Origin of the sequence: Devosia soli (assembly GCF_000970455.1) — a bacterium.
In the GTDB taxonomy this organism is placed as follows: Bacteria; Pseudomonadota; Alphaproteobacteria; order Rhizobiales; family Devosiaceae; genus Devosia; species Devosia soli.
This window is the reverse complement of sequence record NZ_LAJG01000048.1, coordinates 191,864-206,651: the sequence shown is the minus strand read 5'-3', so window position 1 is coordinate 206,651 and position 14,788 is coordinate 191,864. Positions and strand designations below refer to the sequence as shown.

The 14,788-nt window shown below is 59.6% G+C and carries 15 protein-coding genes; 8 read left to right on the top strand and 7 right to left on the bottom strand.

The window, feature by feature from the left end:
- The first annotated feature begins 91 nt into the window (after nucleotides 1-91).
- Entirely contained in the window at nucleotides 92-922 is an 831-nt protein-coding gene (ku, locus tag VW35_RS19510; protein WP_046144753.1) for a non-homologous end joining protein Ku, read from the top strand.
- Here ku (VW35_RS19510) and ku (VW35_RS19505) read toward each other — a convergent pair.
- The 3 genes from ku (VW35_RS19505) to VW35_RS19495 form a co-directional block, all read right to left on the bottom strand.
- Nucleotides 919-1,803 (bottom strand): non-homologous end joining protein Ku, encoded by an 885-nt coding sequence (gene ku / locus VW35_RS19505; RefSeq protein WP_046144752.1) that lies wholly within the window; start codon nucleotides 1,801-1,803, stop codon nucleotides 919-921. The two genes, ku (VW35_RS19510) and ku (VW35_RS19505), sit on opposite strands and share 4 nt — an antisense overlap.
- A gap of 83 nt (nucleotides 1,804-1,886) precedes the next feature.
- A complete protein-coding gene (locus tag VW35_RS19500; RefSeq protein WP_046144751.1) occupies nucleotides 1,887-2,186 on the bottom strand; it encodes a hypothetical protein in 300 nt (99 codons plus the stop codon).
- A gap of 14 nt (nucleotides 2,187-2,200) precedes the next feature.
- Nucleotides 2,201-3,265, bottom strand: coding sequence for an AbrB family transcriptional regulator (locus VW35_RS19495; protein ID WP_161796954.1), 1,065 nt, complete (start codon nucleotides 3,263-3,265; stop codon nucleotides 2,201-2,203).
- A gap of 198 nt (nucleotides 3,266-3,463) precedes the next feature.
- Between VW35_RS19495 and VW35_RS21730 the strand changes: the two genes are divergently transcribed.
- On the top strand, nucleotides 3,464-3,622 hold the full coding sequence (locus VW35_RS21730) for a hypothetical protein (RefSeq protein WP_161796953.1): 159 nt from the start codon (nucleotides 3,464-3,466) through the stop codon (nucleotides 3,620-3,622).
- A gap of 11 nt (nucleotides 3,623-3,633) precedes the next feature.
- Here the strand turns inward: VW35_RS21730 and VW35_RS19490 are convergent, their stop codons facing one another.
- Nucleotides 3,634-4,443, bottom strand: a complete 810-nt coding sequence (locus VW35_RS19490; RefSeq protein ID WP_083983056.1) for a sugar transferase — start codon at nucleotides 4,441-4,443, stop codon at nucleotides 3,634-3,636.
- Nucleotides 4,444-4,668: 225 nt separating this feature from the next.
- Between VW35_RS19490 and VW35_RS19485 the strand changes: the two genes are divergently transcribed.
- The 3 genes from VW35_RS19485 to VW35_RS19475 are packed head-to-tail and all read left to right on the top strand — an operon-like array spanning nucleotide 4,669 to nucleotide 7,259.
- A complete protein-coding gene (locus VW35_RS19485; protein WP_161796952.1) occupies nucleotides 4,669-5,217 on the top strand; it encodes a transglutaminase-like cysteine peptidase in 549 nt (182 codons plus the stop codon).
- Nucleotides 5,218-5,262: 45 nt separating this feature from the next.
- Nucleotides 5,263-5,931, top strand: a complete 669-nt coding sequence (locus VW35_RS19480; protein WP_046144748.1) for a hypothetical protein — start codon at nucleotides 5,263-5,265, stop codon at nucleotides 5,929-5,931.
- Nucleotides 5,928-7,259 carry an O-antigen ligase family protein gene (locus tag VW35_RS19475; protein WP_046144747.1) on the top strand — a complete coding sequence of 444 codons (1,332 nt, stop codon included), beginning with the start codon at nucleotides 5,928-5,930 and terminating at the stop codon, nucleotides 7,257-7,259. Before VW35_RS19480 ends, VW35_RS19475 begins: the two co-directional genes overlap by 4 nt.
- Nucleotides 7,260-7,389: 130 nt before the next feature.
- Here VW35_RS19475 and VW35_RS19470 read toward each other — a convergent pair whose 3' ends face one another.
- Complete coding sequence (locus VW35_RS19470; RefSeq protein ID WP_046144746.1) at nucleotides 7,390-7,824, bottom strand: hypothetical protein; 435 nt, start codon at nucleotides 7,822-7,824, stop codon at nucleotides 7,390-7,392.
- A 237-nt stretch (nucleotides 7,825-8,061) separates the two neighbouring features.
- Between VW35_RS19470 and VW35_RS19465 the strand changes: the two genes are divergently transcribed.
- Entirely contained in the window at nucleotides 8,062-8,610 is a 549-nt protein-coding gene (locus VW35_RS19465) for a transglutaminase-like cysteine peptidase (RefSeq protein WP_161796952.1), read from the top strand.
- Nucleotides 8,611-8,741: 131 nt separating this feature from the next.
- Nucleotides 8,742-10,877: a GumC family protein gene (locus tag VW35_RS20815; RefSeq protein WP_052951883.1), complete on the top strand. Its 2,136-nt coding sequence runs from the start codon at nucleotides 8,742-8,744 to the stop codon at nucleotides 10,875-10,877.
- An 8-nt stretch (nucleotides 10,878-10,885) separates the two neighbouring features.
- Here VW35_RS20815 and VW35_RS19455 read toward each other — a convergent pair whose 3' ends face one another.
- Nucleotides 10,886-11,665 (bottom strand): metallophosphoesterase family protein, encoded by a 780-nt coding sequence (locus VW35_RS19455; protein WP_046144745.1) that lies wholly within the window; start codon nucleotides 11,663-11,665, stop codon nucleotides 10,886-10,888.
- A 174-nt stretch (nucleotides 11,666-11,839) separates the two neighbouring features.
- On the opposite strand from VW35_RS19455, the gene VW35_RS19450 reads away from it, so the two are divergent.
- A complete protein-coding gene (locus VW35_RS19450) occupies nucleotides 11,840-13,684 on the top strand; it encodes a nucleotide-binding protein (protein ID WP_046144744.1) in 1,845 nt (614 codons plus the stop codon).
- Here VW35_RS19450 and VW35_RS19445 read toward each other — a convergent pair.
- Nucleotides 13,681-14,694, bottom strand: coding sequence for an NAD-dependent epimerase/dehydratase family protein (locus VW35_RS19445; RefSeq protein ID WP_046144743.1), 1,014 nt, complete (start codon nucleotides 14,692-14,694; stop codon nucleotides 13,681-13,683). The two genes, VW35_RS19450 and VW35_RS19445, sit on opposite strands and share 4 nt — an antisense overlap.
- Nucleotides 14,695-14,788 lie beyond the last annotated feature (94 nt).

The window sequence follows — 14,788 nt, the reverse complement described above, 5'->3', positions numbered from 1 at the left end:
GCTCGTGACGGTGTTAGCCATGTGCTGCGCCGCGCCGAGCTGGAACAGGCGGGGCCAATTGGACGTTGCGCCTTTCCAAAAGGAGTGTCCCATGGCCGTTCGTCCCTATTGGAAGGGTTTTCTCAAACTCTCGCTTGTGACTTGTCCGGTCACGCTTACCCCGGCAACCACCGAGGGCGAGAAAGTCAAGTTCCATACGCTCAACCGCAAGACCGGCGATCGCATCTATACCCGCTACGTCGATGCAGTAACCGGCAAGAGCGTCGATAAGGATGACCAGACGCGGGCCTATGAGAAGGGCGAGGACGACTATGTGATCCTTGAGGAAGAGGATCTCGATTCAGTTCAGCTCGGAAGCGCTCGAACCATCGATATCGACGAATTTGCGCCAGCGGATTCGATCGAGTGGACCTATTTCGATAGTCCCTATTTCGTCGTTCCGGATGCAGAAATCAGCGAGGAAGCGTTCATCGTCATTCGTCAGGCTATGGCCAACCAGGATGTGGTGGGCATAGCGCGCCTCGTCATCGGGGGGCGGGAGCGTGCCGTGATGCTGCAGCCCTGGGACGAAGGAATCGTGCTCTGGACGCTCCGCTTCGGCGACGAAGTGCGCGACGAGAACGAATATTGGGAGGAGGTGGACGACAAGCCGGTCGACAAGAAGATGCTGGCCATGGTCGAAAAGCTGATCGAGGATCGCAGGACCACCTGGTCGGAAAAGATGGTCGCCGATCCGGTTCAAGACCGGCTGCTCGAGATCATCAAATCCAAGAAGACCGAAAAGAAGAGCCGCAAAAAGCCCGAGGCCCCGGCGGAAAGCGATGCTCAGCCCAGCAATGTCATCGACCTGATGGCGGCGCTCAAGAAGAGCCTCGAGGGAAAAGCCGAGACCGAGAGCCCTAAAAAGTCCCGAAACCGCTAGCTCGCCTTGCGGCGCGGCGCGGCAGGTTTGTCTGCCGTTCGTTTGGACTTAGTTGAAGCGGAAGCTTTGCGCTGGCGCGGCTTGCGCTCGGAGTTTGTTTCGTCGCCCTTCCCCTCTGCGCTCAAGCGCAGTGCTTCGAGAAGATCGTTTTTCTTGGTCACCTCGGGGCGCCTGAGCGGAATGACCTTGCGGCCTTCGACCTTGGCCTTGACCAGTTCCGCCAACGCAGCTTCGTAGCGATCCTCGAACTTTTCGGGCTCGAACGTGCCGGCTTTGGTCTTGAGGATATGCTCGGCCAGTTGGAGCATTTCCGGATCGATCTTGCGCTTGGGAATGGATTTGAAGGCCTGCTTGGACGAGCGCACTTCATAATCGAAATTGAGCGTCGTCGCGATCAGCCCCTTTTTGTGCGCGCGGATCAAGACAGGCCGCAGCCGCCGGAAAAGAACGGTATGGGCGATCGCAGCGGCCTTTTGCTCGCGCAACGCTTCGCGGATGAGAATAAAGGCCTCTTCCGTCGCGTCGGACGCGGGCAGGAGATAATAGGGGCGATCGAAATACGTCGTTTCGATCTGGCTGCAGGTGATGAAGCTATCGACCTTGAGCACCTTGTCGCTATCGGGGACGGCAGCGGTGATTTCTTCGGGCTCGAGGATCACATAATGACCCTCGCTGGTTTCGTAGCCCTTGACCTGATCTTCCCGCTCGACCGGCTTGTCGGTCTTTTCATCGACATAGAGACGCTTGAGGCGATTGCCGGTTTTGCGATTGACCATATGCAGCGCGATACGGTCAGAGGTGGTGGCCGCGGTGTACATCTTCACCGGGCAGACGACTTCGGCGATCTTGATCACCCCGCTCCAAACCGCGCGCGCTGTCATGACGACCCTCCATTTGGAGGCAAAACGAAACAGCTGCGCCTGCGTTCCGCCTCTATGCGGGTCGGCCGCCTAAACGAGCCTGGTTACTCGACGCGCTCATAGGTGCCGGGTTGGAAGAACTGCATTTCTTCTCCGCCTTCGGGCTTCCGCACAAAAGCCCTTATGCAGCCGTTCCAGCGCTCGACACGGGTGGCATCGATCCCCAATTGCCGCAGGTGCATGAGGTCGAACTCGTTCCGATCGGTTTCCGTGAACTTTTGCCCGATCGAAAAGCCGGTAGTAATTTCAAAATCCGGCGCATCGTCGATGCAGAATGGGGCGGCTCTGACGCTCGCAACGCTTAGGAGCAGGGCGCCGACGACAAAGAAAAGATGACGGGTCATGGCAGTCTCCGGGATCAATGCTTGTCTTGCCCAGAATTGTGGCGCAGCTGGGTCGCTTGCTGCTCCTGCCAGCGAATGATCATGACGACGGCGGGAATGGCGAAGCTGAGCATGAGCAGGCGGATCACATGGTGCGCGGCGATGAACGCGGTGTCATAGCCGAGCGCAATGCCGAGGGCGCCCATGCCTTCGAGCGCGCCGGGCGAGAGCCCAAGCCAGATCTGGCCGAAGGGCATGTCGACGACCTGCGCCACGGCCAGCGCCATGATCGTGACGATGCCGATAGTCATAGCGGTGGCGATCAGCCCACCCTTTGCGGCCGCCATGAACTCGCTGCGCGTGATGCCCACGAAGCGAGAGCCAATCATGGCGCCCGTGAGGACGAAGGTGATGATGACAAGCGGGGTCGGCATGGCCTCAGAATAAAGCCCGCCGAGCTTGGCGGCTGTCGCCGCGGCCATGGCGCCGAGCACCATGCCGGCCGGGATTTTCAGGCGGATGAACACAATGCCCATGGCAACGCAGCCGAGCGCCAGCGCCAGCAATTGCAGCGGATCGAGGAAGTCGGTTGCTTGCGCGACCTCGAAATGGTCGATCGGCAGGAAGGTTGCCCCGATCGGCACGGCAATGGTCAGCATCAGAATGCGAATGACCTGGATGATCACGATCTGGCGGGCATTGCCCACGCCCGTCGCGGCAATGCCCATGACGAAAGAAAGATGTCCGGGGAAGGAGCTGAGATAGGCAGTGCCGGCATCGAGCCTGAAAAGCCGCGTCAGCATCCAGCCGGTAGAGGCGATGATGACGACGAGTTCGATGGCCAGGGCCGCCAAGCTCACCGGCCAGCTCGCAAGCAGGGACAGACTATCCGGCGCCACGCTCGCGCCCATCGACATGCCGATCAGCACGAAGATGACGTTGCGTAGGCCATCGGGGAGGACAATCGGCGCCCCGGCCATGGCCGCTATGGTCACCCCCAGCGCGCCGCCCATGAGCCATCCCGCCGGCAGGCCAAGCACCGTCGCGACACCGCCGCCGAACGCCGAGATGGCGATCGTGAAGACGAGGCGCAGCAGCATTTTGGGATCGGGCAGGGACATAAAGGCCAAGGCAGAAGACTGGCTACGGCCTAACCGCTTGAAACCGGTTTGTCACCCTCCATCCCGCGCCAATCGGGAAACTCGATAAAATTGCACGGAGTTGTTTGAGGAGAGATTAGACTCTGAGGGCTCTTATGAAGATCAGCAGAGACCTGTGTCACCCACGAGGACCACATCATGTCGCAACGCGACGCCCATATCGCCGGGCACCATCATATTGCGTTGCCGCGTGGATGGGTCATCCTCGCGCTAGGTGTTGCAGCATGGTGCGGCGTGATCGGCGTCACGACGCTTGCCGGCGCCGCATTCCAGGCGATCCTGACGACCATCGCCTGACGCGCGAAAAGTTAGTGCGCGTTTGAACTGACGAGTTCGGAAGCGATCGTCTTGGCTATGATCTTGATATCGAGCCAGAGCGAAAAATTCTGCACATAAGCGAAATCGTGGCCGACGCGGCGGAGCGCCCGCGTGCGATCGGTCGTCGGGCCGCGCAGCCCCTGACACTGGGCCCAGCCGGTCAAGCCGGGGCGCATGCGATGGCGGAAGCCGTAGTGCGGCACGAGGTCTTCATAGTGCATGCCGGCGGCCTGCATGCCTGCAACATGCGGGCGCGGGCCTACCAATGACATATCCCCGCGCAGGACATTGATCAGCTGCGGCAATTCGTCGATGCTGGTCTTGCGGATGAAAGCCCCGATTGGCGTCACGCGGAGATCGTTGGCGACCGTCTGAGCCACGCCGGTCGTATCCCCAAGATGCACATACATCGAGCGGAACTTGAGAATTTCGAACGACTGACCATCAAGGCCAACCCGAGACTGGCGAAAGAACACCGGGCCCTTGTCGGTCAACTTGATCCACGCTGCAATAATCAGCAGTAACGGGGCAAGAAACAACAAGCCTGCCGCGGCTCCAGCAACATCGATGGCGCGCTTGGCGCCCAATGACAGCGAGCGCGCGACTGTGTCTGCTGGTTCAGCGGGCGTGCCTTGATCCCAGGCAACCTCGAGCCCGGCCTGCGACCGAACGAGTTCATGGGGAATGGACGTAATCCAGGGAAGCTCGATACCGAAATCGCGCTGCGGCAGCGAAATGATCTCGCCTTCGCCACGTGCACTGACTACTTCGCGTTCAACCAGGTTGGCCGTCCCGTCCATACCAAGCTCTCCGGCGGCTACGCCACTTAACACTTTACTAACTATCGCAGAATTCGCATGGATTGTCTCATGCGCGCAAGTCATGGCTCGTATTTATATTAACGCGCAGCCCGATCGGCGCCTTAGATGCGCCAATTTTCATAAAATTTGAAGTGGTTTTGAGAGAAGGCGGCAAATTGGTCCGTCCAGACTGGCTTTCATCAGGTCAGTCCAAGGATGGGCAATATGAGGAAGATGATTTTTGCAGCCGTGGTCAGTGCCATTGCTGTGTTGGGAACGGTCGACACCGCCTTTGCCAATCGTGGCGGGCAGGGCTTCGTGCAGGAGAGTGTCAGCTCCAAGGGGCCGTTGAGCTTCCAGGTGTTTTGCGGCTTTTATCCGCAGGAGTGCCGGCCGGGCGGTGCCTCAAAAATCGCGCTCGATGACAATATCATGCGCATCCTGACGCGGGTGAACAGCCGCGTGAACCGGGCTATTCGTCCCAAGCTCGACAATCCCCTGGTGCAGGTGTGGCGGATCAATCCGAGCGCGGGCGATTGCAAGAGCTACGCCATCAGCAAGCGCCATGAACTGATCCGGGCGGGGCTGCCGGCAAGCGCGCTGCGCATTGCCTATGTCAAGACGCGTCAGGGGTTGGGGCACGCGGTGCTGGTTGTCAAAACCAGCCAGGGCGATCTGACGCTCGATAATCTCACCGGCGAGATCAAGCCCTTCCATCAGGCCGGCTATCGCGTCGTCGCCATATCCGGTGCAGACCCAAGACGCTGGAGCTGAACTTAATCTGTTATATAAGACGATGATTCTGGGGGAGTGACGGGGTTGAAAAGGCAGTCGTTCGGGCTTTGGTCTGCGTTTTTCCTTGCCGCTCTCCTTCTTGTTGGTTCTGCCCTTGCCGCCTATCAGGAAGTCGTGCCGTATCTTAGCGGTGGGCGAGACGCCGAAAGCAAGCGGCAGGCGCTCTCTGTAGCCGAGCTTCCAATCGGCTTGTCGCTGCAAGCACAGCGCCTCGCGCTTGATGATTGCCTCCAGGCGCTGACGCCCCTTATCGGTACAAGTCTGAGCGAAGAGAACCTCCGGGTCGCGGACAATTGCCGAGCAATGGCGCAGGACATCGTCAGCCAATCTCCGCTCTTTTCCTATGGCTGGTTCATCCTGGCCATGAGTTTTGACGCCGAGAGTCAGCCGGACGATTTCCAGAAGGCGCTCGCCCAATCTCAGGTCACGACGGAAAATCAATGGGCCATGGCGTCATTGCGGCTCTGGCTCGGGTATCAGCGCTGGGTACAACTGACCCCTGACCTTCGCGAAAAGCTTGGCCACGATATTCAGGTCGTTGCGACCACCAACGACGGACGCACCTGGCTTGCCGCGCGCTACCAGGAAAACGAAGGCTTTCGAGAGGACGTCATATCCAATCTTGAGAAGACGTCAGCCAATACGCAGCGGGCCTTCGTTCGCGCGCTCTCCCAGTCCGGTGTTGCACAATGACCAGATTGAACAACGCGATCGGCATTTTCGCTGTTCTGATCGTCGCCCTGTCGCCCGTTCCTTTCGGAAGCAATCGGCCTTTTTTCTGGACCTTGTGGGGTATGCTGATCGGGCTCACCGGTTTAGTCTATTTCTTGCAGGCTACGCGGTCATTCGACGGGCTTCGCATCCCCCTCGGTCGCATCCGCATCCCGGCTGTTCTTTGGCTGCTGACAGCCCTATGGCTGGTTGTGCAGGTTTTGCCCATTGGATCGTTCTCCGTGGTGCTGCCAAACGGGCAAGCTGTAGAAAGTGCGACCATCAGCACTGCGCCGGGCGCTACGCTCCTCATGCTGGTCCGCATCGTAAGTTACGGCCTGTTTTTCGTACTTGCGCTCGAAGCGGGTGCACGGGAGTCTCGCGCCAAGACGATGCTGACTGCGATATTCTGGATCATTGTTGCCCATGCGGGCTTCTCCCTGCTGCAATTGACGCAGTTCGGAGATACCATCCTTGGTCTTCCCAAGATCGCCTATATGGGCGTTGCAACCGGCACGTTTATCAACCGCAATTCGTTTGCCACATTCCTCGCGATGGGCCTGAGTGTCGGGATTGCCTTGGTGCCAGGTATTCTTTCGGCGAAGCTCGCCCGCAACCAGTCGGCTATGGATAAAGTTCTCGTCGCCTTCCTCTATGCCGGGGGCCTTTTCGTCATCACCATCGCGCTTTTAGCCACCGAGTCGCGTATGGGGCTTTTTGCGGGAGCGGTGGGCGCGTTTGTCGTGCTGTTGCTCATATTGAAGCAGCATGAGCGCTGGAAAATCCTCATTCCCGCAGCAATTGTCCTGGCTGTCGCGCTAGGCCTCGCCGCCATCTGGACTTTTGGTCAGGGAACCATTGAGCGGGCCCTTACGCTCGAGGGTTCGACAGAAGGCCGCATGGCACTTTACGAGCAGGTCTGGAACCAAACCATGGACAGGCCTCTAATTGGTTTTGGTGGCGGCGCGTTTTCGCTCTATTTTCCCGCCTATTTCGGTCCACCGCTCAATCTCAACAATTTTTGGGACAAGGCGCACTCGACCTATCTGGCGCTGTTCTCCGAGCTGGGCCTTGTTGGCGGTGCGCTACCGATACTCGCCGTAGCTGTTATTTTCGGCAGGGTGGTTTGGTCGCAGGTGAGCAGCGAACGACTTAGTCCGGCTCGCCTGGCTGCCGTCGGTGCCATCTTGACCTGTGCAATGCATTCGCTCGTCGACTTCAGCCTCGAAATCCAGGCAAATGCCCTCTTATTTGCGGTGCTTGTCGCTCTGGGGCTTGCTGGCTCCATCAAGCTTCAGGAGAAGCGCTAGGCTAACTGCCGCATTGGACTGCACTCAGTCATATTGCCCGATGGCCAGCTGACCAACTGTCAAAACAAGAAGGCCGCGGATTACTCCGCGGCCTTCTCAAGCAAATCAGAATTGCCCGAGGGCAGAAACTTTACTGGGCGCTCGGCGACGGACCGGTCGAAGAGGGTGTCTCCGAACCGCCGCCAACCGTGCTGTTCACACCGGGAAGGGGTGTCGCTGCAGTGTTGGTCGTCGTGATAGCGCCGATCCCGAGAGCCTGGAGCTCAGCAGGAGTGAACGTGACGCCTGCAACCTCAGCGATAGTCGCAGCCTGAGCGGCCGATGGCGTGAAGCCAAGCTGAGCATAGGCGGTTAGCAGAGCGAGAACGCACGCCTTGTTACCAGCGCACAGAGCTGCAGCGGAGGAAAGGCCGCCAAAGTTAGCATTGGTGATCAAGCCAGGCAGTGCGCCCGGATTGCTGATGGCAGCAGCAGCTTCCTGCTGGGGCGTAGCGTAAGCCGAGGGAGCCGTAACGGCAACCAAGGCACTCGAAACAAGCAAAACTCGGAAGAGATTGCGCATCATGGTAAAACCCTCGTGTTAATTCTTTGTTTAGCAAACACGACTGGCCTCAACTATGTCAAGTGTCTGCAGGTCGGAGTTGGTCTGCGCCGCATGCATAACGGCTTCAATAGTTAATTCACCCAGCGGTTGCAACAGCGCTCGCAAGTATTTTCATAAAATTTGAAGTGGTTTTGAGAGAAGGCGGCAAATTGGTCCGTCCAGACTGGCTTTCATCAGGTCAGTCCAAGGATGGGCAATATGAGGAAGATGATTTTTGCAGCCGTGGTCAGTGCCATTGCTGTGTTGGGAACGGTCGACACCGCCTTTGCCAATCGTGGCGGGCAGGGCTTCGTGCAGGAGAGTGTCAGCTCCAAGGGCCCGTTGAGCTTCCAGGTGTTTTGCGGCTTTTATCCGCAGGAGTGCCGGCCGGGCGGTGCCTCAAAAATCGCGCTGGATGACAATATCATGCGCATCCTGACGCGGGTGAACAGCCGCGTGAACCGGGCTATTCGTCCCAAGCTCGACAATCCCCTGGTGCAGGTGTGGCGGATCAATCCGAGCGCGGGCGATTGCAAGAGCTACGCCATCAGCAAGCGCCATGAACTGATCCGGGCGGGGCTGCCGGCAAGCGCGCTGCGCATTGCCTATGTCAAGACGCGTCAGGGGTTGGGGCACGCGGTGCTGGTTGTCAAAACCAGCCAGGGCGATCTGACGCTCGATAATCTCACCGGCGAGATCAAGCCCTTCCATCAGGCCGGCTATCGCGTCGTCGCCATATCCGGTGCAGACCCAAGACGCTGGAGCTGAAGAGCCCAAGCATCGAAGAAAAATGGCGCTCCGATCATCGGGCGCCATTTGCGTTATACATATGCAGTAAAATTGGTTGCATGGATCAAAGGCGCCAGAGATAAACAGCCCACTTATAGCGGTGGTGATCCATGGACGAGCAAGAAATCGATCTCAGAGCAATCTTGGGCGTGCTGCGGCGCCATATCCGATTGATTGTTCTGGTGGTGGTCGCCGTTCTTGTCGTCACCGGGGGTGTGGTTTACTCGCTCAAGCCTGAATTCACGGCAACGACCCTTGTTTATGTCGATACCGCCCGCAAGGACCTGCTCGACCCTGACGCCCTGACCGGAGTCTCCAGCTCCGCTGACAATGCGCGTGTCGATAGCGAAGTCGAGATCGTCCGCTCGATCCCGACACTTCTGCGCGTAATCCAGGACGCAAATCTTCTTTCCGATCCGGAGTTCATGCCGCGGATCGGGCTGCGCCAGGAAGTCATGGCGTTCCTGCGCCTCGGCGAACCGACATTGCCGACCGGCGAGGAAGCGCTCAATGCGCTGGTGTCGCGTCTTCAGAATTCCATTTCCGTGCAGCGGCGCGGCCTAACTTATCTGATCTCCATCAATGCCGAGGCGGCCTCGCCGGAAACGGCGGCGCGGATCGCTAATGCGACGGCCAACGCCTATATTGCGCTGCAAATCCAGTCCAAGACGCAGTCGGTCCTTAATTCGCTCGATGTGCTTGAGCCGCGTATCGCCGAGGCTACGACGCGGCTTGCTCAGTCCGAGGGCGCATTCGATACTTTTGTCGAGGACAATGTCGATCGTCTCGCTGGCAGCGGTGGCGACATCGACCAGTTGCGCCAACGCCTGACTGCGGCAACCAGTGAGCGGGAGCGTCTCGGCTCTGTCGTTGACTCCGCCAATGCGAGCCTGCTGCAAAACAATTATGACCAGCTGGCAAGCTCGCTGCAGTCCGAAGCCATTGCTGGCCTCGAGCAACAGCGCGCGGACCTTCTGGCGCGGATCAATTCGCTCGAGCCGACATCGGGCGATGTGGTCAATCTCCGCGGCGATCTTGCGAGTATCGAGCAGCGCATGCGTAGCACGGCGGAAGAAGAAATCCAGACGCTGCAGCAGCAGGTGACGGCAACGCAGGACGAGGCCTCGGCTCTTCGCGAGCAGGTGCGCCAGAGTTTCCTTGCGAGCGATCTGCCGCCGGATGTCCTCACGAACATCTATGAGCTGCAGCAGAATGCGTCGCTTGCACGGTCGAACTACGAGCGGCTCGTCGCCCGTGTCAACGATCTGCGCGCTCAGGCTGACCTGCAGGTTGCCGATAGTCGCGTCGTTGCTCAGGCCACCCCGCCCAATGGCCCATCCTTCCCCAATACGCGGCTCATTCTCGTTCTTGCGGGCCTTGCTGCGGTCGGTTTGGGGGTGGGTCTTGCATTTGTCGTCGACAATTTCGTTGGCGGGTTCACCTCGGCCGATCAGCTCGAAACCGTCGCGCGCCGCGAAGTCGTGACGGGCATCCCGCTGCAGAAGCCGGTCAAGCGCGAAGACGGGCAGATTGCCAGTGCGGCGGACCTGGTGATCACCTCACCGCTCTCGCATTATTCCGAGAGCCTCCGGCGGGTGCGGCTTCGGCTCGATCAACTGCTTCTCGACTCCAAGGCAGCGCGGAAGAACCGTCGCGGCAAGGTGATCCTTGTGACATCCTCGCTTCCTGTCGAGGGCAAGACGACGACGGCGCTGGCTCTGGCGCGCACCTATGGGGTTGCCGGTCAGCGCGTCCTCATCATCGATGCCGACTTGCGCAAGCCTTCGCTGCACAAGCATCTCAACCTTGGTTCGACTGCCGGACTCCACGAGTATCTGGCGGGCGAAATTTCTCCTGAGGAAAGCAAGTCGATCATTCACCGCGACCCGCAATCGGGAATTTCGGTGGTGCTCAGCTCCAATTCGAGCAACCTGCCGACCGAACATCTTTTGACAAGCAAGACCTTCGTGCAGCTGATCGAAGCAGCTACGCAGGCTTTTGATATCGTCGTCATCGATACGCCGCCGGCTGGCGTCGTGGTGGATGGCGTCTATCTCATGCAGTTTGCCGATGTGATCCTGTTCCTGACGCGTTACGCTAGCACGACGCAGCGTGAAGTGCTCAACACGCTCAAGACCATTGACCGATCCAAGGACGAGGAGACGCCGCTCGTTCTGGCGATGACGCAACAGCCGGACACGGCACGGTCCTATAGCTACAAATATTCGTCCTATTACGCCGACTGAACCAGCGCTTAGTTCAAAGTCATTTCCGAAGACAGGAGGCCGAGGTCTCCTGTCCTTGTTATTTTAAGAGCAGTGAGCGGGCCGCCGTCATAAGCCGCGGTGTCAATACCGATCCGGAACGAGGTGATCTGTGGCTCGGCGGCCGGGGTGTGGCCATGCACCACCCTGATGCCGAGGCCATGGTCCTTGATTAGGAATGGATCGCGGATCCAGATCAGGTCTTCGTCGCGTTGCTGTGCGAGGCTGAGGCCCGGCCTGATCCCGGCATGCACGAACAGAAACTCGCCTACGCCGACCATGATCGGGCACGATTTGAGGAAAGTGACGTGCTCTTCCGGCACCATGCCTTGCATGACCTGCAATTGCGATTTGGCGCCCATCCGCTGGAAGGTGGCGCTGTCGATCCCGTAGGAAAGAAGTGTTTCCTTGCCGCCCCATTGCAGCCAATTGCGCGCGGTGCGTGGATTTTCGATCGCCTGCAAGAAAAGCGCTTCGTGGTTGCCGCGCAGGCAGAGGCGCTTGAACCCGTCCGGTGGCGCCTTGGCAAGCCAGTTCAGCGTCTGTGCCGAGTTCGGTCCGCGGTCGACATAGTCTCCGAGCGTGATGATCAGCTTCTCGCCCGCGATGCCGGCAGCGTCCGCACTGATGAGCGCTTCGAGGCGTTTGAGCTTATCCAGACATCCATGAATATCGCCGATGGCATAGATGACGTCGGGTTGCGTTTCGAGCGTCACGCGCGCAGCGCTATTGCCGGAAGACACCGGGCGCTTGCCGAATAGTCCAAACATGAATTCTGTCCAAGTCCGTCGCAGCCAGAGGTCTGGCTCTGCTCCTATCGAAATTGCCGGTCAAGTGAAAGTATCGGTCAATGGCGGCTACGTTCCGATTTTTTGCTGAGATAGGATTTGCCAACCTGTCAAAAATAGACTTCAACTATAGGGAGGAATTGGAGAAACGCTGTGTTGAACACGCGTATCTGGCTTGAACGTTTCGTCGGCATACTGTTTAGGCATTCAAAGGCCATGGCTTTGGTCTTTTTTGCCATAGTATTTTCCGCCTGGGCGACAACCCAGATATTGCGACCATCCTTCAGCGCTGTTGCTTTGATTGTGGTTGAGCCGCATGGGGGCATTCTCTCGAACGTCGGCAGCCAAGCAACCCTTCCCAAGGCGCCTGATAACGGCTTCATCGATGGCATGGTCGAGGTCATGCGCGCGGAGCCGACTTTTGTCGCGGCGGCGGATGAGTTGGTGCCGCTCGATAGCCGCGCCCTGATCGATGGCTTGGATGTCCGGCCCTGGGTGCTGGATTTCTTTCGTATCGTGCCTGAGAGACTGGGCGATGGCGGCGAGGATCGGGCAAGCCTTGTTCGGTTGATCCGCCAATCGGTGACGATCACGCGGAAGGGACTGACGCCGGTGATTGCCATTACGGGGCGCGCTGCCTCTGCGGAGGTGGCTGCCGATCTCGCCAATGCGGTGGCGGCGGCGTATATCGAGCTGCAACTGCAGGCCAAGATCGCTGCTGTCGAAGAAGCGCGAGATCTGGTTTCCCTGGAGTTCAGCACCGTCGACCAGCGGGCCAGCGCCCTTGACCGGCAATCGGACGCAATTGTTCAGGCCATGGTCGCCGAGCTTTCTGTCGACGCCAAGACAGCTGCGCTGGCCGAACCGCTGAAGTCCGCATTGGCCGAGCGTGCGGTGCGGGTCGGGCAGGCGCGCCAACCGCTTCAGCTTGCCAACCTGACCGGTTTCGTCCGGCACGCTCTCATGGCGCAATGGGTCAGCATCGAGCAGAGCGCGATCGATGCCAAAGCCGAGGCTGCCGATCTGCGCCGCCGCGTCCGAGCGCTCGATGCGGAAGCTACCCTGCAGCGGCCCGATGCGCGCCTTATCGCCTCGGCCTCCGTTCCGGCAGAACCGATCTGGCCCGACGTCAAGACGGTGATGGGCGTCGCCGGGCTCTTTGGCGTCGCGCTGTCCTTCGGCGCGGGCTTCCTGCTCGATGGCATGGCGCATGGCATGCGCTCGACCGCCGAACTGGCCGATGCCGCTGGCGTGACGACGGCAGTGGCGGTGCCGCGCCTCCGGCCCATGCGGCTCGATGGCGTGAGCCATGCCGATGCGGTGATCGAAGCGCCCATCTCCCCTTTTTCCGAGAGCATGCGGACGCTGCGCGTGGCGGTGCAGCGCAATCTATTGCCTAATGTGCCGGGGCGGATCGTCGTCGTCACCTCCGCCAATGAGGGAGACGGCAAGACCACGATCGCCCTCGGATTGGCAAGGGCCTTCGAAGCGACTGGGCAGAATGTGCTCCTGATCGATGCCGACGTGCGATCCGCAGCGCTTCATCGGCACATCGACGCGCCGCTCGCCGGGACATTTGAAGATATTCTGTCAGGGCGGCTTGCGGCGACGCGAACCGCGGGGATGCTGTTGCGCGATCCGCTTTCCAAGGTCTCGGTTCTGGTCAATGCCGGCCGCAGCGATGCGGGAGCCGAAAACCTTTTTGGCGGCGCTGGCTTTGCCGATGTGCTGCGCGGAGCGCGCGCCAGTTTCGATACGATCGTCATCGATATGCCGGCCATGGCCTGGTCGGCGGAGGCAGCCTATATCCTGCCGGCGGCCGATGCCGCGGTCGTCGTCGCCTCATGGGGCAGGACGCTGCGCGAACAGATGCACGACATCATCGTCACTATGCGCCAGGCCAATACCGTGTCGCTCCCCATCGTGCCGGCGCTGTCCTTGCAGCCGGCGGCGTTGCGTTGGCCGGTGCGGCGCTATGAGCCGGGATATTCCGCAGCCTAGGACAAGCGGTAGTAGTCTTGGTACCAGCGGACAAAGGCCGCAATACCGGCGTCGACTGTCGTATCCGGCTTATAGCCGGTTAGCGCCTGCAAAAGAGCGGGCGAGGCGTAGGTTTCCTCGACATCGCCCTGCTGCATGGGCATAAAATTCTTCTTCGCCGTCTTGCCCAGCGTCTTCTCGATGGCGGCAATGAAATCCATGAGACCGGTCGGCTGGCCGCCTCCGATATTGACGCTGCGCCATGGGGCGATGGGCGAAAGCGAATCTGAGGCGCCGTCGATCGGGACGGGATATCCCTTGATCGGCACGGCGTCCATCAGCCGCACGATGGCTTCAACGAGATCGTCGATATAGGTAAAATCGCGCCGCATGCGGCCTTCGCCATAGACGTCGATCGGCTGATCCTGGCTGATCGCGGCCGTGAACTTATAGGGCGCCATATCCGGCCGGCCCCACGGGCCATAGACGGTAAAGAAGCGGAAACACGTCGTCGGAATATCGAAGAGATGGGCATAGGCGTGGCTCATCGCCTCGCCCGCCTTCTTGGTCGCGGCGTAAAGCGACACCGGGAAGTCGGTGCGGTCGCTTTCGTTAAACGGCATGGTTTCGTTGCCGCCATAGATTGATGAGGTCGAGGCAAAAAGCAGGTGCTTTGGCAGGGACTGGCGGAGGATTTCAAGCAGATTGAACGTGCCGGTGATATTGGCGTCGATATAGGCCTGGGGCGCTTCGAGGCTGTATCGGACGCCTGCCTGGGCGCCGAGGTGCACAACGATGTCTGGCGCAAAATCCGAAACGGCAGTCTCCAGCGCCGCCCGATCTTCGAGCATGGCTTCGACAAAGGAGAAGGCATTGGATTTTTTGAGCCGCGCCAGCCGGGAACGTTTGAGTTCCGGATCGTAATATCGGGTCATCCCGTCATAGCCGCAAACCAGATGGTCATCCGCAAGGAGCCTCTTCGCCAGATGGTAGCCGATAAAGCCGGCGGCGCCGGTAATGAAAATCTTCACGCTCGATCTCGCTTCTGCCCATCCGAGAATAGTGCATTTCTCGCGTTGGCACAGCCACTTGCGGATGCGGTAACGCAAATCTCTCCCCGGCTCG